At 71.5% G+C, this 20,106-nt stretch carries 20 protein-coding genes; 5 read left to right on the top strand and 15 right to left on the bottom strand.

Going from position 1 to position 20,106, the window contains the following annotated elements; genetic code table 11:
• Positions 1–76: 76 nt before the first annotated feature.
• Both HDC93_RS24625 and HDC93_RS24620 read right to left on the bottom strand, forming a co-directional pair.
• Positions 77–1,222 (bottom strand): serine hydrolase domain-containing protein, encoded by a 1,146-nt coding sequence (locus tag HDC93_RS24625; RefSeq protein ID WP_185013012.1) that lies wholly within the window; start codon positions 1,220–1,222, stop codon positions 77–79.
• Positions 1,219–3,786, bottom strand: coding sequence for a M14 family zinc carboxypeptidase (locus HDC93_RS24620; protein WP_185013011.1), 2,568 nt, complete (start codon positions 3,784–3,786; stop codon positions 1,219–1,221). Before HDC93_RS24620 ends, HDC93_RS24625 begins: the two co-directional genes overlap by 4 nt.
• A 143-nt stretch (positions 3,787–3,929) precedes the next feature.
• Between HDC93_RS24620 and HDC93_RS24615 the strand changes: the two genes are divergently transcribed.
• Complete coding sequence (locus HDC93_RS24615) at positions 3,930–4,757, top strand: EI24 domain-containing protein (protein WP_185013010.1); 828 nt, start codon at positions 3,930–3,932, stop codon at positions 4,755–4,757.
• On the opposite strand, the gene HDC93_RS24610 is transcribed toward HDC93_RS24615, so the two are convergent.
• The 4 genes from HDC93_RS24610 to HDC93_RS24595 form a co-directional block, all read right to left on the bottom strand.
• Entirely contained in the window at positions 4,708–5,970 is a 1,263-nt protein-coding gene (locus tag HDC93_RS24610; protein ID WP_185013009.1) for a pyroglutamyl peptidase, read from the bottom strand. The two genes, HDC93_RS24615 and HDC93_RS24610, sit on opposite strands and share 50 nt — an antisense overlap.
• 88 nt (positions 5,971–6,058) lie before the next feature.
• The gene (locus HDC93_RS24605; protein WP_185013008.1) at positions 6,059–6,238 is read right to left on the bottom strand and encodes a hypothetical protein; all 180 of its coding nucleotides are present in this window, start codon (positions 6,236–6,238) and stop codon (positions 6,059–6,061) included.
• 118 nt (positions 6,239–6,356) lie between these two features.
• A complete protein-coding gene (locus tag HDC93_RS24600; protein WP_185013007.1) occupies positions 6,357–7,328 on the bottom strand; it encodes an aldose epimerase family protein in 972 nt (323 codons plus the stop codon).
• Between the two features lie 10 nt (positions 7,329–7,338).
• On the bottom strand, positions 7,339–8,232 hold the full coding sequence (locus HDC93_RS24595; protein ID WP_185013006.1) for an SGNH/GDSL hydrolase family protein: 894 nt from the start codon (positions 8,230–8,232) through the stop codon (positions 7,339–7,341).
• A 258-nt stretch (positions 8,233–8,490) separates the two neighbouring features.
• On the opposite strand from HDC93_RS24595, the gene HDC93_RS24590 reads away from it, so the two are divergent.
• Positions 8,491–8,985: a DUF3145 domain-containing protein gene (locus tag HDC93_RS24590; protein ID WP_031104082.1), complete on the top strand. Its 495-nt coding sequence runs from the start codon at positions 8,491–8,493 to the stop codon at positions 8,983–8,985.
• 143 nt (positions 8,986–9,128) lie between these two features.
• Here HDC93_RS24590 and fabF read toward each other — a convergent pair whose 3' ends face one another.
• The 5 genes from fabF to fasR form a co-directional block, all read right to left on the bottom strand.
• The gene (gene fabF / locus HDC93_RS24585; RefSeq protein WP_185013005.1) at positions 9,129–10,400 is read right to left on the bottom strand and encodes a beta-ketoacyl-ACP synthase II; all 1,272 of its coding nucleotides are present in this window, start codon (positions 10,398–10,400) and stop codon (positions 9,129–9,131) included.
• Between the two features lie 86 nt (positions 10,401–10,486).
• The gene (locus HDC93_RS24580; RefSeq protein ID WP_003989952.1) at positions 10,487–10,735 is read right to left on the bottom strand and encodes an acyl carrier protein; all 249 of its coding nucleotides are present in this window, start codon (positions 10,733–10,735) and stop codon (positions 10,487–10,489) included.
• An 81-nt stretch (positions 10,736–10,816) separates the two neighbouring features.
• Positions 10,817–11,818 carry a ketoacyl-ACP synthase III gene (locus HDC93_RS24575; protein ID WP_184911774.1) on the bottom strand — a complete coding sequence of 334 codons (1,002 nt, stop codon included), beginning with the start codon at positions 11,816–11,818 and terminating at the stop codon, positions 10,817–10,819.
• Positions 11,819–11,843: 25 nt separating this feature from the next.
• Positions 11,844–12,773 (bottom strand): ACP S-malonyltransferase, encoded by a 930-nt coding sequence (locus tag HDC93_RS24570; RefSeq protein WP_185013004.1) that lies wholly within the window; start codon positions 12,771–12,773, stop codon positions 11,844–11,846.
• 89 nt (positions 12,774–12,862) lie between these two features.
• Positions 12,863–14,068: a fatty acid biosynthesis transcriptional regulator FasR gene (gene fasR / locus HDC93_RS24565; protein ID WP_185013003.1), complete on the bottom strand. Its 1,206-nt coding sequence runs from the start codon at positions 14,066–14,068 to the stop codon at positions 12,863–12,865.
• Between the two features lie 62 nt (positions 14,069–14,130).
• Between fasR and HDC93_RS24560 the strand changes: the two genes are divergently transcribed.
• A complete protein-coding gene (locus HDC93_RS24560; protein WP_185013059.1) occupies positions 14,131–14,781 on the top strand; it encodes a pirin family protein in 651 nt (216 codons plus the stop codon).
• Positions 14,782–14,961: 180 nt separating this feature from the next.
• Here HDC93_RS24560 and HDC93_RS24555 read toward each other — a convergent pair whose 3' ends face one another.
• On the bottom strand, positions 14,962–15,777 hold the full coding sequence (locus HDC93_RS24555; RefSeq protein ID WP_185013002.1) for a serine hydrolase: 816 nt from the start codon (positions 15,775–15,777) through the stop codon (positions 14,962–14,964).
• Between the two features lie 18 nt (positions 15,778–15,795).
• Positions 15,796–16,266 carry a GNAT family N-acetyltransferase gene (locus HDC93_RS24550; RefSeq protein ID WP_185013001.1) on the bottom strand — a complete coding sequence of 157 codons (471 nt, stop codon included), beginning with the start codon at positions 16,264–16,266 and terminating at the stop codon, positions 15,796–15,798.
• A gap of 98 nt (positions 16,267–16,364) precedes the next feature.
• Here HDC93_RS24550 and HDC93_RS24545 point away from each other — a divergent pair, with 98 nt between their 5' ends.
• On the top strand, positions 16,365–16,832 hold the full coding sequence (locus tag HDC93_RS24545; protein WP_031104091.1) for a MerR family transcriptional regulator: 468 nt from the start codon (positions 16,365–16,367) through the stop codon (positions 16,830–16,832).
• A complete protein-coding gene (locus HDC93_RS24540) occupies positions 16,829–17,845 on the top strand; it encodes an aldo/keto reductase (protein ID WP_185013000.1) in 1,017 nt (338 codons plus the stop codon). Before HDC93_RS24545 ends, HDC93_RS24540 begins: the two co-directional genes overlap by 4 nt.
• Positions 17,846–17,942: 97 nt before the next feature.
• On the opposite strand, the gene HDC93_RS24535 is transcribed toward HDC93_RS24540, so the two are convergent.
• Together HDC93_RS24535 and HDC93_RS24530 are read right to left on the bottom strand one after the other, a co-directional pair.
• A complete protein-coding gene (locus HDC93_RS24535) occupies positions 17,943–18,794 on the bottom strand; it encodes a DUF4429 domain-containing protein (protein WP_185013058.1) in 852 nt (283 codons plus the stop codon).
• Positions 18,795–18,860: 66 nt separating this feature from the next.
• The gene (locus HDC93_RS24530; RefSeq protein WP_185012999.1) at positions 18,861–20,069 is read right to left on the bottom strand and encodes an alpha/beta hydrolase; all 1,209 of its coding nucleotides are present in this window, start codon (positions 20,067–20,069) and stop codon (positions 18,861–18,863) included.
• Positions 20,070–20,106 lie beyond the last annotated feature (37 nt).

Here is a 20,106-nt window from a genome sequence, read left to right as displayed (position 1 = left end):
GCGGCCTCCGCCCCTGCTCAGGCCTGTCCGCTCCTGCTCCTTCGCCGTGCTCGGGCCTCTCCGCCCGTGCCCGGCCTCAGTGGGCGAGCGCAGCCGTGTGCACCGCCCGCGCCAGCCGGTCGTTCTCCGGGGCCGCCCCGCCCGGGAAGGCGAACCGGCGGCGCGTGTAGCCGTAGGCGAGGCCGCTCCACGGGTCCGCGAAGGCCTGGGAGCCGCCCGCGCCGCTGTGCCCGATCGTCCCGGCACCGAGGAACGGGTGCCACGTGTCAGCCGTCATCTGGAAGCCGAGCCCGAACGACTTGTGGGCCCGGGCCACCAGGTCGTAGCCGGCCGAGTGGAACTGGCCGAACTCCGCCACCGTGTCCGGCTTCAGCAGCGCCGGCTGCTCGCCCACCTCGCTGATCGCCGCCGCGTACATCCCCGCCAGGCCCCGCGCGGACGCCACCCCGCCCACCGACGCCGGGCCCTTGGCGCGGATCAGCGGCATGTTCGGCAGGGAGACGAGGTCGGTCGGCTCCGCCGCGTTGCGGTTGAACGCGATCGAGGCCAGCGCGTGCGGACCCGTGGGTGCGGCGTCGAGGACGGCCTGCTGCTCGGGCGTCGGGTCCATCGGCTGGGTGGTGCGGAAGCGCGGTTCCCCGGGCGCGGGCAGCCCCAGGTGGACGTCCAGTCCGTACGGAGTCCTGATGCGCTCCTGGTAGACGTCCTGGAGCGTGCGGCCCGTCGCGCGGCGTACGACCTCGCCGGCCAGGGCGCCGGCGACCAGCGCGTGATAGCCGAACGCCGTGCCCGGACGCCAGAACGGCCGCTGGTCGGCGAGGCGTTCGGCGAGCTGGCGGTCGTCGGCCAGCTCCGCGAGCGTGAAGCCGGTGTCCGTGCCGACCACGCCCGCCCGGTGCGCCAGCAGATCCCGCAGGGTCAGGGCGCCCTTGCCCTCGGCCGCGAACTCCGGCCAGTAGTACGTCACCTTGCGGTCCAGTTCGAGCGTGCCGTCCTGGACGAGCAGAGCCACGACCAGGTAGGCGGCGCCCTTGGTGGACGAGAACACACCGTAGAGGGCGTCCGCGCCGGTCCCCGCCCACAGGTCGACGACCTTCCGGCCGCGGACGTAGGCGCACAGCTGCCCCTCGTAGTCGGCTCGCTCCCCGGCCACGAACGCGGTGAACTCCTCGCGCACCGCCTCGAAGCCGTCCGCCACGGTGCCGTGGATCTCTTGCGTCATCCGCTCTCCTTGACTGAAGCGCTGTGTGCCACTGTGAACAATGCCCTCGCCACCTGCGGGAATTCCCCCTTGGGGTGGTCCCGGAAGAGTGGTTCGGTGCCGAAGAGGACCGTGCGGCCCCCGCTGACGACCGAGGCCTGCCCGGCGGCAGCGGTGGGACCGCCGCTGCCGCCGGGCAGCGGCCGCCAGTGCCCGGCCACCAGCGGATTCCCGGTCGCGTACGACTGCTCCACGCGGACGCCCGGGCCCGGGTCGGTGAACCAGAGCGGGGCGTAGACGAAGCCGTGGTCCGGTGCGTCGCGCGTGATGCCGCCCGTGTTGGTCACCTTCACCACGCCGTTCGCGTCCGCGTTGCCCTCCACCGGCTTGACGGCAAGCCGGCCCGCATCCGCGTTCAGGGCCGCCCCCGTCGCGCCCCGGCCGACCAGGCCGTGCCCGTCCAGGAAGGTGTCCAGGGCCTGCCGGGCGGGGGCGGTCAGGTCCGCGCGCTCCAGACCGGCGGACACGAACAGCACGTCCGTGCCGGACCAGGTGAAACCCGCGTTCAGGACCGCCGTCGAGACCGGTGTGACGTCGAAGTCCATCTCCCGCAGGGCGAACAGCTCACCCGGCGTGACGGCGGCGGCGACACGGAGGCGGCGCAGCGGTGCCGTGCCGGTCTGCCGCGTGGCCGAGAAGGAGACGTCGTGGTCGCGGGCGGCCGTGCGCGCCGCACGGCGGGCCGACGCCGGGACGACCACGCTGCCGCCGTCCGCCCGCCGGACCGGGACGCCCTGCCGGAGCAGGGAGTTGAGGGCGGCGACCTCGCGCGGGTCGGTCAGGGCCAGCCGGAGGTTGCCGTGCGCGGGCACGTGGGCGACCGGTGCGGCCTCACCGATCGCGCGCAGCGGAGCACCCCGCAGGCTGCCCGACGGCACCCGCTCGACCATGGCGCCCCACAGACGGCCCAGGCTCCAGCCGGAGATGTCGTACATCACCGAGACCTTGCCGCTGATGTCCCGGCCGTCGGACAGCAGCACATTCGCCATGCCGCGCTTGGGCTGGTGCATGTCGACGACGTACGAGCCCTGGGGGTAGGTCCGTCCGGCGAGCCGGAAGGGGCGGGTGGCGCGCGTGACGCGGACGTCGTTGGCGATGAGGTGGTCGACCAGACGGGCGGCGGCGGGCCCCGAGCGCCGGCTGCGGGCGCCGCCGGGCGGGATGACGTAGGCGCGCGGGAACCTGGTCGTGTAGACGTCCTCCGGGCCGATGCCGGGGACGCCGGGAACCGTCTGCGCCGACACCGGCACCTGCGCGGCGCCCGTCGCGCCGCGGCGGAAGACCTCGATCTGGTCGGCGATCAGGGTGCCGCGGTGCTCGCGGACATGGGCCAGGGTCGCGCCGATCGCCGCGCCCGCCACGGCCGTGTTGATCGCCGAGCGGCGGCGCAGCTCCGGGACGGGCAGCTCGTCGTACTCCTCGTTGTTCACCGCGAGCGGGATCTCCACCGTGTGGGCGGCCACCGTGCCGTGGAAGGCGGCGTACTGCGGGGTGAAGATCGGCGGCCAGTCGTCCCAGCCCTCCTCCTGGTCGCGGAACGGGATCTGGGCCGCCTCCACACCGTCCTTCGCCGGCGTGTAGCCGAGAGCGTTGACCGCGGACTCCATGCCGAGGGCGTTGGCGTAGGTGTTCTTCAGGAAGAGGTCGTACTCGTAGTTCTCGCCGTGCGGGGGAGTGGTGGGCTCGATGAGGGTGCCGTTGACGTAGCCGTGCAGGTCGAGCAGGACGGCCGGCTGCGTGCCGAGTTCGATCTGCCGCATCGCGCGTGTCTCGGGCTGGGAGGCGGTGACGAAGTCCCGGTTCAGATCGAAACCGTTCGCGTTGGCGCGGGTCCCGGCGATCCGGCCGTCCGGGTTGGCCGTGATGTTGAAGTACAGGCGGCTGTGCGCGAGAAGGTCCCTGGTCTTCGCGTCCTTCGCCGTCGCGAGCCGTTCGATGGTCTTCAGGGAGGCGTCCGTGCCCTCCCACTCGTTGCCGTGGATGTTGTTGTTGACGAAGACCGGCGTCTTGTAGTCGCGCTTGATCTCCCGGGACTTGGCCGCCGCGGCGGGCGCGTCCCGGATCAGCTCGCGCATCCGCTCCTGGGCGCGGGCCTCCCGGGTGGTCTCCGGGGCGGTGACGGTGACGAGGTAGAGGCGGTGGCCGCCGGCCGAGCGGCCCGTGACCTCCACGCTCACCCGGTCGCCCAGACGCTGTAACGCGTTCAGCTTCGGCGCGATCGCGTGGTACGGCGTGAGGCCCAGCTTCAGGGACGTGTCGCCGGGGTTCTCCCGGTCGGGGGAGAGGACCAGGCGGCGGGGGTAGGCGCGGGTGGTGGTGCCGGTGGGGACGTCCTCGGTCAACGCGCGTCGCGTCGCGCTCGCGGGAGCCTGCGCCGCGCGGTCGTCCACGGCGGAGCCCTCACGGGTGACGGGCTTGGGGTCCGCGCCCGCGGCGCCGGGGGTGAGCAGGAGTGAACCCGCCGTGGCCAGGGCCAGGGCGGTGATCTGTACAGGTCTCGCAGGAACGCTTCTCGTGGTGCGCACGCGTGCCTCCTCCGGGGCTTCCTGAGATCGGTACGGCGAGGTGTACCGCTTCGACTCAACGGCAACAAGAGCGCCTCGGTGTCACCGGAGCCCCGAACGGCCCTGACAGGGAGTGGCCGGGCCTGCCCGGATAGGGTTTCCCCATGCGCGATCTAGGGGCGGGTTTCCGGTACCTCCTGAAGGGCCAGCGATGGGTGGCCCGGCACGGCAGGCAGTACGGCTTCGGGCTGCTCCCGGGCCTGATCACCCTGGTCCTGTACGCGGCGGCGCTCGTCGCGCTGGCGCTGTGGGGCGAGGACTTCGTGGGCTGGGCGACGCCCTTCGCGGACGACTGGTCCAGCCCGTGGCTCGGGCTCTTCCGCGGCTTTCTGACCGCCGTGCTGTTCGCCCTCGGCCTGCTCCTGTCCGTCGTGACCTTCACCGCCGTGACCCTGCTGATCGGCCAGCCCTTCTACGAGAACCTCTCCGAGAAGGTCGACCGGGACGTGTCCCCGGGCGGGCACGCCCCCGAGTCGGGGCTGCCGCTCTGGCGCGAGCTGTGGATCTCCGCCCGGGACAGCCTGCGGATCGTGGCGCGGGCCGCCCTGTGGGGTGTGCTCCTGTTCGGATGCGGCTTCATCCCGGTGGTCGGGCAGACGGTCGTCCCGGTGATCGGGTTCTTCGTCACCGGGTTCTTCCTCACCGAGGAACTGACCGCCGTCGCCCTCCAGCGCCGCAGCGTCGAACTGCGCACCCGCCTCACCCTGCTGCGCTCCCGCAGGACCCTCGTCTGGGGCTTCGGCACACCGCTCGCCGTGGCCTTCCTGGTGCCGTTCGTCGCGGTGTTCCTGATGCCGGGCGCGGTCGCGGGCGCCACCCTCATGGCGCGTGACCTGCTGGGTGAGGAGATCGACGAGGGTGGCGAGACGGGCGGCCAGGCCGCTACGACGTTTCCGCAGCCACCTTCAGGATCGCCCGCACCTGGGCGATGATGTCCAGCCGGTTCCGCACGAACTCCGGGTCGGTGATCTCGGTGGTGTTCCCGGGGGCGAACTGCAGCACGGGCGTGTGCACATGCCCGCCCGGCAGCGTGCCGTGCAGCCCCAGCCGGTCCCGCAGCAGCGTCGCCCGGTAGGCGATCTCGTTGGACAGGTAGTCCCCGCCCCCGCCCGCGCGGGCGGTCGAACCGGGCGTCGGCCCGTTCGGGCGCACGACGGACTCGGTGCCGCCGGCCGGGATCTCGGTGACGGTCGTGTTGTCGTACACCGGGAAACGGCCGGTCTGCGCGGCGGTGATCGCCGCGTACGGCAGCGTGGTCGTCGTCCACTGCGGCTGCGAGGCCGGGTCGCTCACCGGCACGGTCTCGGTGCGGCCGATGTTCTCGTTGTCCCCGAAGCCGCCCCGCCAGGCCCCGTTGGTCCGCTCGATGTCGAACCGCCCGACCCGGCCCTGGCTCACCGTCGTGAACAGGTCGACCTTCGGCAGGTGCGGCCGCAAGGTCCGCTCCACCGTGCCTCCCCCAGTGCCGAAAGCCTGGGAGGTGCCCCCAGTGAAGTCCCGCCAGCGCACCGGGAACACGGCCGTCTCGACCCGGGCCGGGCCGTCCGACGTCTCGATCACCGTGCCGTCGAGGGCCAGCGCGGTGGCGCCGGACGGGTTGGAGATGCGGATGTCCCGGTCCAGGGTGAACGGGTCGAAGCCGGTGAGCAGGATCCGCTTCAGGCCCTTGCCGTGCGGATAGCTGATGGCGTCCTGGCCGCGTGAGGTGCGCTCCAGCTCGTCCAGCAGCGCGGCCCGCTGCCCGTCCGTCAGGCCGAACTCCGGCTCCCAGATACGCACGTCACGCGTCATGCCGAGCCGCGCCCAGTACAGCGGCCGGTCGTCGTCCCGGCTCAAGTCCCCGCCTGCCGGCCCGCGCCCCTGCGCCCGGTCGACCGCACGCTGCCACAACCGCGCGCCCTCGCGCGTGACCGCCCGGCGTGCCTCCCCGTAGGAGCGGGCCCCCTCCAGCGCCCGGGCCAGCCGCGGGGCCGCGGTGTCGAATCCGGAGCGGCGCAGGATCTCCTGGGGGGCGGCTCTGCTGAGCCGCTGCTCCTCGACGGTGGGGGAGGGGGCCGCCTGGGCGGCGCTCGCCGCCGTCGGGGTGGTGAAGCCGGTCAGCAGGGCGAGGCCGAGGACGCCGAGGCGAACGCGTATGGAGTTCAAGGGTGTTCAGGCCTTCCGTCGCGGTGGGGGTCGGTGCCGGACGGCCGAAGTATCGCGTGACGGGTGTGGTCCACGCCATGGGCGGGGCTCAGGTGGGGATCTTCGCCGTCGCCTCCCGCACCGCGTCCAGCAACGCCGAGGCCGCGGCGGTCAGGGACCGGCCCGCCAGTCGGTGCTCCCACCCAGCAGCGTCGGGAAGTCCCGGAACGCCGACGCCATGTCGTGATGTGAAGGGTTCGTACGAGATCCAGGTCGGACGCTCGATCACGGACCGCAGGATCACCGCGACGATTAACGTCTGATCCGGGACAAGTTCCCCACCAAGCAGCCCCGGTCCGGGACCTGACCTCCGGACCGGGGCTCGTGGTTCGTCAGGAGGCCGCCCTTCAGCGGACGCCGAACCCGTACACCGTCTCCGAGCGGAACACCTCACCCGGCCGCAACACGGTCGTCGGGAACTCCGGACGGTTCGGCGAGTCCGGGAAGTGCTGGGTCTCCAGCGCGATGCCGTCGCCGGGCGCGAAGGGGCCGGACAGGTGGTCGGCGGTGTACAGCTGGAGGCCGGGCTCGGTGGTCGCCACCGTCAGCAGCCGCCCGGACGCCGGATCGTGCAGCTGGGCGACCTCCACCGGAGTGTCCGTCACACCCTTGTCGAGCACGAAGTTGTGGTCGTAGCCGGAGCCGGTCTTGCGGGCCTCCCGGAAGTCGAAGCGCGTGCCGGTCACGTCCTGCGGGGAACCGGCCGGGATCAGGTCGGCGTCGACCGGCGTGTACCGGGAGGCGGCCAGCCGCAGCTCATGACCGCCGGCGTCACCGGAACCGGCCAGGTTGAAATAGCTGTGGTTCGTCAGGTTCACCACGGTCGGCGCGTCCGTCACCGCCTCGTAGGCGATCCGCAGCGCGCCGGACTCGTCGAGCGTGTACGTCGCCGACACCTCGAGCCGGCCCGGGAACCCCTCCTCGCCGTGCGCACTGATCCGCGTCAGCCGTACCCCGTGCCCGACCGGCTCCGCGTCCCACAGTCGTTTGTCGAAACCGCGCTCCCCGCCGTGCAGCGAGTTCGGCCCGTTGTTCGGCTCCAGTGCGTACGTCCGGCCGTCCAGGGTGAACCGGCCGCCGGCGATCCGGTTGGCGTACCGCCCGACCAGGGCACCGAGGTACGGCTCCGGATGGGCGAGATACCCCTCGAGATCCAGGAACCCCAGCACCACGTCCCCGGCCCGGCCCTCCCGGTCCGGCACCTCCACGGACTGCACGATCCCGCCGTACGGCAGGACCCGCACCCGCACTCCCGCCCGCTCCAGGGTCCAGCGGTGCACCGGGGTCCCGTCGGAAAGTGTTCCGAAGAGTTCGTTCATGTGCGGAACTCTAAGTCAGGGGCTTCTTCGCGGTGACGGTGCGGTACGCGATCTCCGCCAACCGGGCCTGTCCGTTCACGCTGGGGTGGAAGTAGTCCCAGCGGCTCAACTGGGTGGTGCCGAAGCGGTAGTCGTACACCGCGCCCCCGTCGTGGCGGCACCGCTTGTCCGCGGCGCAGACCTCCTTCAGGACCTTGTTGTAGTCCTCGACCCGCTTCTGCACCGTGTCCCGCCGCAGGGTCGCCGCCGAGTCCAGGGCGTCCGCGTCGCCCAGCATCGACGGGCAGATGCCCAGCTTCCACACCTGTTTGCCCATCGGGCTGCTCCGGCCCTGCGACCACAGCCGCTTCAGATTGGGCACGCTCGCCACGAACACCTGCGCCTTGGGCAGGGCCTTGCGCAGGGAGCGCAGGGAATCCTCGAAGTCGGCGCGGAAGGCGGAGACCGGAGTCATCGCCGAAGGCGTCCGCCGGCAGGCGTCGTTCGCCCCCACCATCACCGTCACCAACTGCGGCTTGCGCCGCACCGCCTGCGCCATCTGCCCGGGCAGGTCGGCCATCCGCGCCCCGGTCACCGCGTAGTTCCAGCTGCGCCGCGCGGCCCCCGTCCTGCCCAGCAGCCGCACCGCGAGCGAGTCGACCTCGGGGCTGGCACCGGTCGCCCAGGACGCCTCCGGACAGTCCGACAGCACGTCACAGGCGTCGAACCCCCGTGTGATGGAGTCCCCGACGGCCGCGACGGAATCCGGGCTGCGGTCCCACAGGGGCGTGGGCTTCGGCGACGGCTTCGCCTTCTCGGACGGGGCCGCGGAATCACCCCCCACGGCATCACACCCCGCGACACCCAGCACGGCCGCCGCGGCCACGGCCAGAACGCCCCGTGTACGACGGCCTCGCTTCCGCATCCCTGTCCATCCCCTCGCCACGCCGTGCCTGTCCTCCCAACCAATAACAACGCACGAGGGTTCCCGACCGATCAGGTGCAACGGCTCACACCCGTACAAGCGTCCCCCTGGGTGAATGGCAGGCGTTTCCCGGCACCTGGACCGACCGTACGTCACACTCCTTGCGCCCCCGCACGGTAGCCTCGCCATCAACGTGACCCGCCCGGTCACAGCCGTTCCGCCCGTTTGCACCATGTCCCGCTCAGCCCGGAGGTTCCGGTGACGACACGTGGAGTTCTGTACGTGCACTCCGCGCCGCGCGCGCTGTGCCCGCACGTCGAGTGGGCCGTCGCCGGGGTGCTCGGCACACGCGTCAGCCTGGACTGGATCCGGCAGCCGGCCGCCCCGGGCACCTGGCGCTCGGAGTTCTCCTGGCAGGGCCAGGTCGGCACGGCGTCCAAACTCGCCTCCGCGCTCCGCGGCTGGCACCTCCTCCGCTTCGAGGTCACCGCCGAACCCTGCGCGACCGCCGAGGGCGAGCGCTACAGCTGCACCCCCGACCTGGGCATCTACCACGCCGTCACCGGCATCCACGGCGACATCCTCATCCCCGAGGACCGGCTCAGAGCGGCCCTCCAGCGCAGCCGGCAGGGGGAGACCGACCTGGAGGCCGAACTCAACAAGCTGCTCGGCAAGCCCTGGGACGACGAACTGGAACCCTTCCGCTACGCCGGCGAAGGCGCCCCCGTCCGCTGGTTGCACCAGGTGGTGTGAACGCACGTGAGGGGCGCGCCCCACAGGGGCGCGGGGAACTGCGCGACAAGCCCCCACCGACCCGCACTCGGTACACGACCTCACCGAAACGGCGAATGGCCCGAACCCCCACCAGGGAGTTCGGGCCATTCAGCGCTCAGCGATCAAACCGTCCGGAACGCCAGCACCACGTTGTGCCCACCGAACCCGAACGAGTCGTTCAGCGCGGCGATGCGGCCTTCGACGGGCAGCTTCCGAGCCTCACCCCGGACGACATCGGCGTTCGCCTCGGCCTCGGGGTCGAGGTTCTCCACGTTGATCGTCGGCGGAGCCACCCGGTGGTACAGCGCCAGCACCGTCGCCACCGTCTCGACACCACCCGCACCACCGAGCAGATGCCCGGTCATCGACTTCGTCGCGGACACCGCGAAGTGGTCGGCGTCGTCGCCGAACACCTTCCGCAGCGCCTTCAGCTCGGCGATGTCACCCGCCGGCGTGGACGTGGCGTGCGCGTTGACGTGCACGATCTCCGCCGGGTCCAGGTCGTTGCGGTCCAGCAGGTTCTGCAGAGCGTGCGAGATGCCCCGCCCCTCCGGCTCCGGCTGCACGATGTCGTGCGCGTCGGCGGAGATGCCCTGCCCGACCGCCTCCGCGTACACCCGGGCACCGCGCTTCGCGGCGTGCTCGGCGGACTCCAGGACCACGACACCGGCGCCCTCACCGAGGACGAAGCCGTCGCGGGCGGTGTCGTAGGGACGCGACGCGCCCTGCGGGTCGTCGTTGTTCTTGGACATCGCCATCATGTTGCCGAACGCGGCGATGGGCAGCGGGTGGATCGCCGCCTCCGTGCCACCCGCGACGACGACGTCGGCGCGGCCGGTGCGGATCATCTCGATGGCGTAGCCGATGGCCTCGGCGCCCGAGGCGCAGGCGGAGACCGGCGTGTGCACGCCCGCACGGGCGCCCACGGCCAGGCCCACGTTGGCCGAGGGGCTGTTGGGCATCAGCATGGGCACGGTGTGCGGGGAGACGCGGCGGACGCCCTTCTCCTTCAGCACGTCGTACTGGTCGAGCAGCGTCGTCACGCCGCCGATACCGGAGGCGATGACCGCGCCGAGCCGGTCGGGGTCGATGTCCGGGTCCTCGCCGGCCTTCGCTTCGAAACCGGCGTCGGCCCAGGCCTCCTTGGCCGCGACCAGCGCGAACTGCGCCGAGCGGTCCAGTCGGCGGGCCTGCGGCCGCGGGATGACCTCGGTCGGCTCCACGGCGACCGGGGCCGCGATCTTGACGGCCTGGTCGGCCGCCCAGTCCTGCTCCAAGGGCTTGACGCCGGACTTGCCGGCGATCAGGCCCTCCCAGGTAGAGGCTGCGTCGCCACCCAGCGGTGTGGTTGCGCCGATACCGGTGACGACCACGGTGCGATTGGTCGGGCTCACGGGAATTCTCTCTCCAACGGTTACGAGGATTAAGCGGCGCCACCGCCGGGTGGCGGGGCAGTCAGCCCAAAGGCCGGATCGGCTGATCAGCCCTGGTGCTTGAGGATGTAGTCGGTCGCGTCGCCGACGGTCTTGAGGTTCTTGACGTCCTCGTCGGGGATCTTGACGTCGAAGCGCTCTTCGGCGGCGACGACGACCTCGACCATGGACAGCGAGTCGACGTCCAGGTCGTCGGTGAAGGACTTGTCCAGCTGGACGTCCTCAACCGGGATGCCGGCGATCTCGTTCACGATCTCGGCGAGACCGGCGACGATCTCTTCCTGAGTGGCGGCCATGTTGGCGCTCCTTCGTAGATATCCAGAGGGTGTGGCAGGTGTTTCCTCGCGTGCCGGATCGCATGATCCGGCACGGAGTGCCTAGGGGAGGGTAACGACAGTCGCGGCGTAGACGAGACCCGCCCCGAAGCCGATGACGAGCGCGGTGTCGCCGCTCTTCGCCTCGCCGGTCGCCAGGAGCCGCTCCATCGCGAGCGGGATCGAGGCGGCCGAGGTGTTGCCGGTGGTGCGTACGTCACGGGCGACCGTGACGGACTCCGGCAGCTTGAGTGTCTTCACCATCGAGTCGATGATCCGCTCGTTGGCCTGGTGCGGAATGAAGACGTCCAGGTCGTCAGCGGTGATGCCGGCGGCGTCCAGCGCCTCCTTGGCGACCTTCGCCATCTCGAAGACGGCCCAGCGGAACACCGCCTGGCCCTCCTGCGTGATGGCCGGGAACTTCGCGACCTCGCCGGAACGGTAGTCCGTCCACGGCACGGTCTGCTTGATGGTCTCGGACTTGTCGCCCTCGGAGCCCCACACGGTGGGGCCGATCGCGGGCTCCTGGGCCGGGCCGACCACGACCGCGCCGGCACCGTCACCGAACAGGAAGGCCGTCGCGCGGTCCTCCAGGTCGGTCAGGTCGCTCAGCCGCTCGACACCGATCACCAGGACGTACTCCGCCGAGCCCTCGACGATCATGCCCTTGGCGAGCGTGAGGCCGTAGCCGAAGCCCGCGCAGCCCGCCGAGATGTCGAAGGCGGCGGCCTTGTTCGTGCCGAGCTTGTCGGCGATCTCGGTGGCGACGGCTGGGGTCTGCTTGAAGTGCGAGACGGTCGAGACGATCACGCCGCCGATCTGCTCGGCGGAGATGCCCGCGTCGGCGATCGCCTTGCCGGACGCCTCGATCGACATCGCGGCGACGGTCTCCTCGTCGTTCGCCCAGTGCCGCGTCTGGATGCCGGAGCGCGAGCGGATCCACTCGTCGGACGAGTCGATCGTCTCGAGGATCACCTCGTTCGGCACGACCCGGGTCGGGCGGTAGCCGCCGACGCCGAGGATGCGCGCGTACGGGGCGCCCTTGCTGGGCTTGATCTTCGCCATGCGGACGGCTCCTTGGGGGCGGCGGTCAGGCGTGCTCGGCGATGAGCTCGCGAGCCGCGTCGAGGTCGGCGGGGGACTTCAGGGCCAGCGTCTTCACGCCGGGCAGGGCCCGCTTGGCGAGGCCGGTGAGGGTGCCGCCGGGGCACACCTCGATCAGGGCCGTGACGCCGAGCTCCTTGAAGGTCTCCATGCACAGGTCCCAGCGGACCGGGTTGGCGACCTGGCCGACCAGACGCTCCAGCACCTCGGCGCCGCCGTCGACGGTCCGGCCGTCCTTGTTCGAGACGCAACGGACCTTCGGGTCGCCGGGCGCCAGGGCCTCGGCGGCCTTGGCCAGCGTGTCGACCGCCGGTGCCATGTGGTGCGTGTGGAACGCGCCGGCGACCTTCAGCGCGACGACCTTGCGCACGCCCTCGGGCTTGTCCGCCTCCAGCGCGGCGAGCTGCTCCTTCGTGCCGGCCGCGACGATCTGGCCCGCGCCGTTGATGTTCGCCGGGGTCAGACCGAGCTTCTCCAGGTGCGCAACCGTCACCGCCGGGTCGCCGCCCAGCAGCGCGGCCATGCCCGTCTCGGTGACGGCCGCGGCCTCGGCCATGCCGAGTCCGCGGGTGCGGACCAGGCGGAGCGCCTCCTCGTGAGGGAGCACTCCGGCGAGCGAGGCGGCGGTGAACTCACCGACGCTGTGCCCGGCGATCGCGCCGACCTTCTGCGGCAGCTCGGCCGGGTCGTCGAACAGCAGAGCGGCGGACGCCAGTCCGGCCGCGACCAGCAGCGGCTGCGCCACCGCGGTGTCGCGGATCTCCTCCGCGTCGGCCTCGGTGCCGTAACGGATCAGGTCGAGTCCCGCGGCGTCGGACCAGGCCTCGAGGGCACCGCGAACACCGGGGAAGTCGAGCCATTCGGTCAGGAAGCCGGGCGTCTGAGCGCCCTGGCCGGGAGCGACGAGTACGAGCACTCTCACACTCTCTCTTGGGTACGGGCACGGCCGCCCGTGGGGACAGGGACGAAGAACACGGAGGGGTTTTGTCGGGCCCCGACAAAACCTTAGGGCTGGAGATCTCCATCGACCAGACGCCCCAGGATCAGCGCGATCCGCAGTGTGAACGCAGAGCGTACATCGGAGGGTGACCAACCGGTGACGTCAGTCACACGTCGAAGCCGGTAGCGGACGGTGTTGGGATGGACGAACAACATCCGTGCGGCGCCCTCGAGACTGCTCGCCTGTTCGAGATAGACGCTGAGGGTCTCCAGGAGTGCGGCCCCGGCCTCCTCCAGCGGTCTGTAGATCTCCTCCACCAGCTGCTCACGGGCAGAGGGGTCTCCGGCCATCGCACGCTCCGGGAGCAGATCGTCCGCCAGGACCGGGCGCGGGGCGTCCTGCCAGGCGGAACACGCCTTCAGCCCCGCCGCGGCGGCCTGCGCGGACCGCGTCGCGGCCAGCAGGTCCGGCACCACCGGGCCCGCCACGACCGGCCCGGCCGCGAACGGGCCGATGAGCGACTTGGCGACCGCCAGGGGGTTGTCGCTGCCACCGGCGATGACGACCAGCCGGTCGCCGAGCACTCCGGTGAGCACCTGGAGCTTGGCGTGCCGGGCGGCCCGCCGGATCGCCTCAACGGTCAGTTCGGAGTCGCCGTCGGGCGCCGTGCCGAGCACCACGCACACGTGCTCGGGCGAGTTCCAGCCCAGGGCGGCGGCCCGGGACACGGCCCCCTCGTCGGCCTCGCCGCTGAGCACGGCGTTCACCACCAGGGACTCCAGCCGGGCGTCCCAGGCGCCGCGTGCCTCGGCGGCCTGCGCGTACACCTGGGCCGTGGCGAAGGCGATCTCCCGGGCGTAGACGAGCAGCGCCTCGCGCAGCACCCGCTCGTCGCCCGGGGCCGCGACCTCGTCGATCGCGCTCTCCATGACCTCGATGGTGGTGCGCACCATCTCCACGGTCTGGCGCAGGGTGATCGCCCGGGTCAGCTCGCGCGGCGCGGTGCCGAACACGTCGGTGGAGATGGCCTGCGGGGCGTCCGGATGCCGGAACCACTCGGTGAACGCGGCGATGCCCGCCTGCGCGACCAGACCGATCCAGGAACGGTTCTCCGGGGGCATGGCCCGGTACCAGGGCAGCGTCTCGTCCATCCGCGCGATGGCCTGCGCGGCGAGCGATCCGGACGACTTCTCCAGTCGCTTCAGCGTCGCGGCATGGGCATGGACGTCGTGGGCTGCGGCTTCGTTCTTGCTGGTTTCGGGTTCGGGCACGGGGACAAGACTGCCTTATCCGGACGGGAGGGTGGGCCGCCGGGTCTACGGTGGACCGCGTGATGGACGTCAGGCGCGCGGACGGGCGCTACCCAGGAGGGGATCCGGCCGCAGGGATCGAGTCGTGGCACGCTTTCTCCTTCGGGTCCCACTACGACCCGGACAACCTCCGGTTCGGCGCGGTGCTCGCGTGCAACGAGGAGCGGCTGGCGCCCGGGGCCGGATTCGACGAACACCCGCACAGCCACACCGAGATCGTGACGTGGGTGGTGGAGGGCGAGCTGACCCACCGGGACTCCACCGGGCACGAGTCGGTGGTACGCCACGGGGACGTGCAGCGGCTCAGCTCGGCGGGCGGGGTGCGGCACGTGGAGCGCAACGACGGCCCGGAGCCCCTGACCTTCATCCAGATGTGGCTGGCCCCCCTCCGGCCGGGCGGCGACCCGTTCTACGAGGTCGTCCACGGCATCGCCGACTCCACGCCGTACGCCGTCCCGGAGGCCGGCGCGATGCTGCATGTGCGGCGCCTGGGGGCGGGGGAGCGGACGGCGGTGCCGGACGGGCCGTACGCGTACGTGCACGTCGTACGCGGTGACATCCGTCTCGACGGCGAGGAACTGGGCGCCGGTGACGCCGCCCGGATCACGGACGCCAAGGGCCTTCAGGCCGAGGGCGTGACGGAGGCGGAGCTGCTGGTCTGGGAGATGACCTAGTGCCGCGGCAGGCAACGTTTGCCCGTCAAGGAGCGGCGTCCGGTGCGTGCTCTCGGCGTGCCGGGTGCATGCCCTCGTACTGGATGTACTTGGGTTTGTGCCCGGTGCGGCGAGAGTGCGTGCCGGGCGTCGCGACGGGGCGAACGTTGCCTGCCGCGGCACTAGCAGCCGGAGCCCCGTCTACAGCTCCGCGAGCACCGCGTCCGTGAACGCCGGCCACGCCTCGGTCGCCCAGGGCCCGAACGCCCGGTCCGCCAGGGCCACGCAGGCCGCGCCCGCGTCCGGGTCGATCCACAGAAACGTACCGGACTGCCCGAAATGCCCGAACGTGCGCGGTGAGGACGAGGAGCCCGTCCAGTGCGGCGACTTGGAGTCGCGGATCTCGAAGCCGAGCCCCCAGTCGTTGGGGTTCTGGTGGCCGTACCCCGGCAGGACGCCCTTGGTGCCCGGGTAGTGCACGGTCATCGCCGAGGCGACCGTGCGGGGGTCCAGCAGCCGCGGCGCCTGCACCTCGGCCGCGAACCGCAGCAGGTCCTCCACCGTCGACACCCCGTCCTTGGCCGGGGAGCCCTCCAGGACCGTCGAGGTCATGCCCAGCGGCTCCAGCACGCCCTGCCGCAGGTACTCCCCGAACGGGATGTCGGTGGCCTTCGCCACATGGTCGCCCAGCTGCTCGAACCCGGCGTTGGAGTACAGCCGCCGCTCCCCGGGCGGGGCCGTGACCTTGTGCTCGTCGAAGGCCAGGCCCGAGGTGTGGGCGAGCAGGTGCCGGACCGTCGACCCGGTGGGACCCGCCGGCTCGTCGAGCTCGACGGCCCCCTCCTCGTACGCCACGAGCACCGCGTAGGCGGCCAGCGGCTTGGTCACCGACGCGAGCCGGAACCGCTGTGCGGCCGGCCCGTGGGTGCCGAGGACGGTGCCGTCCGCCCGTACGACACCCGCCGCAGCGGTGGGAACCGGCCAGTTATCGATCAACGCGAGGCTCTTCAGCGACATGCGTTCGAGCCTATGCGCTCAGAGCGCGAGCTCCAGCAAAGGGTCGGGCTTGGGGCGGAACCCGAGGGAGACGTACAGCGGCTCCGCCTCCGGTGACGCGGTGAGCTGCACGCGCCGCGCACCGCGCTCGCGGAACCACTCCAGCAGCGTGGTCATGCAGGCCCGCGCATACCCGCGGCGCCTGGCGTCCGGGTCGGTGGCGACGCTGAACACGAAACCCACCATGCCCTGCGGGTCGCCGGCCTTGCCGATGCGGTAGTCGATCGTCCCGGCCACCAGGCAGGCCAGCGCCCCGGGCCGCTCCGGGTGGTCCACGACGAACGCCGTGAAGTCCCCGTCCGGGTCGCCCAGTTTGGCCCGCAGGGTGGGCAGGGACTCCCCGTGCCAGGCGATGGAGGGGTCGGCGGCGAACATCGAGTCGATCATGACCTGGCGCAGTCGCAGGACTTCTTCCGCGTCCCCGGGCAGGGCGCGACGAACAGCACTCATGAGTCCGTACGCTAACCAGCCGGATCAGGAAACGTCCTGCCGATTTCTTACCGTCCGCGCTTGCTTGGAGTGCACTCCAGGGTTCTAGCGTTGGGGCCATGACGGTGATGGAGACCACGGGGACCAGGACCGACACCTGCGCCGGCCCGACGCAGCAGCAGAACCGGCGCCCGGACGGCGACGACCACTACACGATCAGCGAGGTCGTCGCCTTCACCGGCCTGACGGCACACACCCTGCGCTGGTACGAGCGCATCGGCCTGATGCCGCACATCGACCGGTCCCACACCGGCCAGCGCCGCTACACCAACCGCGACCTCGACTGGCTCGACCTCGTCGGCAAGCTCCGCCTGACGGGCATGCCGGTCGCGGACATGGTCCGGTACGCGGAACTGGTGCGCGAGGGCGACCACACCTACGGCGAGCGCTTCGAGCTGCTCCAGACGACCCGCGAGGACGTCCTGGCCAGGATCGACGAACTCCGGGGCACGCTCGCCGTGCTCGACCGGAAGATCAGCTTCTACGCGGACGCCGGGCGTGCCCTGGCGTCGGAGAGGTCCCGATGACGGACGGCAGGATCACGGCGGCGAAGCTCGGCGACCACGGCCTTGAGGTGAGCGTCCAGGGCCTGGGCTGCATGGGCATGAGCTTCGGCTACGGCCTCTCGGACGCGGACACGTCCCGGGCCACGCTGGAGCGGGCGCTCGAACTGGGCGTCACCTTCTACGACACGGCCGACGCGTACGGCGCCGGCGAGAACGAGCGGTTCCTGGCGCCCTTCTTCAAGGCCCACCGCGACGAGGTCGTCATCGCGACCAAGTTCGCCCTGTCTATACCCCCGGACGACCCGACGCGCCGTGTCATCCGCAACGACCCGCCCTACATCCGCCAGGCCGTCGAGGCGAGCCTGAAGCGGCTGGACGTCGACGCCATCGACCTCTACTACATGCACCGGCGCGATGTGAACGTGCCGATCGAGGAGAGCGTCGGCACCATGGCCGACCTGGTCCGCGAGGGCAAGGTCAAGCACCTCGGCCTGAGCGAGGTCACGGCCGGTGAACTGCGCGCCGCCCACGCCGTCCACCCCATCGCCGCCGTGCAGTCGGAGTGGTCGCTGTTCAGCCGTGACATCGAGACGCACGTCGTCCCCGCGGCCCGCGAGCTGGGCGTGGCCCTCGTCGCGTACTCACCCCTCGGCCGCGGGTTCCTCACCGGCTCCTTCACCAACGCCGACCAGGACCTGAGCGACGGTGACTTCCGCCGCCAGCAGCCCCGCTTCACCGGCGACAACGCCACGGCGAACGCGACCCTGCTGGAGCTGATCCGCTCGGTGGCCAAGGCCCATGACGCGACCCTCGGCCAGACGGCCCTGGCCTGGGCCCAGCAGCAGGCGACGATCCACGACCTCCCGGTCATTCCGATCCCGGGCACCCGCAAGCCCTCCCGGGTCGAGGAGAACACGGCGGCGACCAGGATCGTCCTGACCGACGAGCAACTGGACCTGCTGGACGGCATAGCGGCCCAGGTGGCGGGCAACCGCTACGCGGACATGACCTTCACGTCGGCGGGCCGGGAGTAGGGGTTTCAGGGGCGCGGGGCTGTGTCGATGTGCGGCTCCTGGGCGCGATCAACCACGCACGAACCCGCGCCCGCCCACGGCGAGATCCCGGCAGACGCTAAAGCTGCGCCAACAACTCGGCCTTCTTGACCGAAAACTCCTCATCCGTCACCAGCCCGGCCTGATGCAGCTCACCCAGGTGACGAATCCGCTCCGCGATGTCCGCGGGATCGCGCCGCGGTGCCGGCACGGCGGCCACCGGACTCGACGTCCGCACCGCCGCCAACACCGCGGCGGCGAACGGCAGCGACTCGTGCACGGGGCCGTACCCCAGCCCGAACACCACCGCCGCGGGATCCTGATCGGCCTGGATCCCCGACACTCCCGCATCCCGGGGCAAAAGCCGCAAATGCCCCTCGAAGACCTCCGGCGACCGCCATTCCACGCCGTTCAGTTCCCCGACGGAGAAGCTCTGGTCGCCGGCCTTCCACTTCGCCGACGACGCCCCCGTCCAGAACCACCGGAAGTTCACGGTGCGTCCGTCGAAGGTCGCCTTCCCGTCGTACGCCTTGAACGACAGCGGCCCCTCGGGCGGCTTCACGAGGAAGCGATCGGCGGGCCCGGACTCCGTCAGCAGACCCCGCAGTTCGTCGGCGTAGTACTCCGCGAGGACCTCCCGGTCGGCGGGCAGCACCAGCCGGTAAGGGTCGACGTTCTCCTTCAACTGACCGGCGGCCGCCTCCAGCAACGGGTCCGCCCCGGGGCGCGGTTCCACGCGCAGGACGACCCTGCCGCGTTTCCCGCGGGTCAGCGTCACCCCGGCGATCGCCTCCAGGGGCACACGGCGTTCCCCGAGGGCCTGGAAGAGCTTGGGTGCTCGAATCCCCCGTTCGTAGCGGATGCACACGGAGTCGGACTCGAACTCCCAGGCGGCATGAATTCCGGCCAGCACGTCACCCATGCGGCTCATCGTATGCGGCACGAGCTCCTCCGTCCCCCTTCCGAGCAGACCGCAGTTTCTTCGCCTCTACGCGCGTCAGGCCGCCGCCGTGCCGGACAAACCGGTACGGCAGACGCCGTCTTCGTGCGCGCAGTGCACCGAGCGGTATGCGCCAACGCCGATCTCTGCGAAATTGAACAGACTTGCCGTGCCCGGCGCGAAGTAGCCCGCGTGGCCCTTCGCGCCCTCGGCCGACAGCACCCGCGCCCCGAAGCCGGTGGACACCGGATCGGCGCCGTGGCCCAGCCCGCCGACCTCCAGGTAGGGCACGTCCTGGATCCAGTCGTCGGAGTCCCGCATCGCCCACACCCGGGCACCGGTGTGCAGCTGGGCGGCCTTCTCGACCCGCATGCCGGGGCTGCCCGCCACCGCGATGTCGGACACCCGGCCCGGAAGTGAGTGCGCGGCGACCCCGCACACCACGGAGCCGTAGCTGTGGCAGAACAGCGAGACGGACGAGTCGCCCGGCAGGGCCCGCACGAGCGCGTTCAGCCGTACGGCACCGTCCTCGGCGCGCATCGCCGTGGCCGAGTCGATGCCGAGTCCGCTGGGCGCCGTGTAGTCGGCCCAGGCGATCACGGCCGTACGGGTCGAGGGGCTCACCTTCCGCTCGGCCGCGTACAGGGACTTGGCCATGCCGACGGGCGCGGAGTACTTGCGGTCGGTGCGCTGGAAGGTGAGCAGGTCGGTGTCGACGCCGGGGACGACGACCGAGACGCGCTCGGCCCTGCGCAGGTTGCCGAACACCTCCGCCACCCGGCCCGAGCCCTCCGGGTCGAACGCCAGGATGTGACGGCCCGGCTCCATGAGGTCCTCGAAGCGGTGCATCCTGCGGCCCGCCTCATGCTGACCGGCGGAGGTGAGGCGCTCGTCGTGCATGCGTTCCCGCTCGACCTCGCGCGCCTTGGCGAGCGCGAGGTGGTTGGCGCGGTAGCGCACCTCGACCGGCGCGCCGTTCATGTTGCCCACCGCGAGCGAGTACTTACGGATCAGGGTCGAAAGGTCCTGCTCGGACAGCGAGGAGAAGAAGCGGGCGAGCTTCGTCGGCCCGGACTGCGGGTCCGGCAGCTCGTGCCCGCCGATCCGGCCGTGCTCCCAGGCGGAGAGCGAGGCTTGGAGCGGCGTGGCGCCCCGCTGGTTGCGCAGGGCCGTCCAGCCGGTGGTCGCCAGCATCACGAACACCACGGCCAGAGCGAGCAGTGCGCGCCAGACGTTCAGTTGCGGGGAGGTGTCGAAGGAAGTCACTGAAAGGACACACTAGGAGAACGAGAGGGTCTCGCGT

The organism is Streptomyces sp. AK010, from assembly GCF_014207295.1.
Lineage (GTDB): Bacteria > Actinomycetota > Actinomycetes > Streptomycetales > Streptomycetaceae > Streptomyces > Streptomyces massasporeus.
The sequence above is the reverse complement of the archived record's forward strand: the minus strand, read 5'-3'. Positions and strand labels throughout refer to the sequence as shown.

Bases quoted from the DNA above. Each gene is read 5' to 3' on its own strand.
- HDC93_RS24550 (WP_185013001.1), bottom strand. From the start codon at position 16,266: ATGAGTGCTGTTCGTCGCGCCCTGCCCGGGGACGCGGAAGAAGTCCTG.
- HDC93_RS24595 (WP_185013006.1), bottom strand. From the start codon at position 8,232: ATGCGGAAGCGAGGCCGTCGTACACGGGGCGTTCTGGCCGTGGCCGCG.
- HDC93_RS24540 (WP_185013000.1), top strand. From the start codon at position 16,829: ATGACGGACGGCAGGATCACGGCGGCGAAGCTCGGCGACCACGGCCTT.
- HDC93_RS24575 (WP_184911774.1), bottom strand. From the start codon at position 11,818: ATGGCGAAGATCAAGCCCAGCAAGGGCGCCCCGTACGCGCGCATCCTC.
- HDC93_RS24600 (WP_185013007.1), bottom strand. From the start codon at position 7,328: ATGAACGAACTCTTCGGAACACTTTCCGACGGGACCCCGGTGCACCGC.
- HDC93_RS24555 (WP_185013002.1), bottom strand. From the start codon at position 15,777: ATGTCGCTGAAGAGCCTCGCGTTGATCGATAACTGGCCGGTTCCCACC.
- HDC93_RS24560 (WP_185013059.1), top strand. From the start codon at position 14,131: ATGGACGTCAGGCGCGCGGACGGGCGCTACCCAGGAGGGGATCCGGCC.
- HDC93_RS24580 (WP_003989952.1), bottom strand. From the start codon at position 10,735: ATGGCCGCCACTCAGGAAGAGATCGTCGCCGGTCTCGCCGAGATCGTG.
- HDC93_RS24625 (WP_185013012.1), bottom strand. From the start codon at position 1,222: ATGACGCAAGAGATCCACGGCACCGTGGCGGACGGCTTCGAGGCGGTG.
- HDC93_RS24535 (WP_185013058.1), bottom strand. From the start codon at position 18,794: ATGAGCCGCATGGGTGACGTGCTGGCCGGAATTCATGCCGCCTGGGAG.
- HDC93_RS24615 (WP_185013010.1), top strand. From the start codon at position 3,930: ATGCGCGATCTAGGGGCGGGTTTCCGGTACCTCCTGAAGGGCCAGCGA.
- HDC93_RS24545 (WP_031104091.1), top strand. From the start codon at position 16,365: ATGACGGTGATGGAGACCACGGGGACCAGGACCGACACCTGCGCCGGC.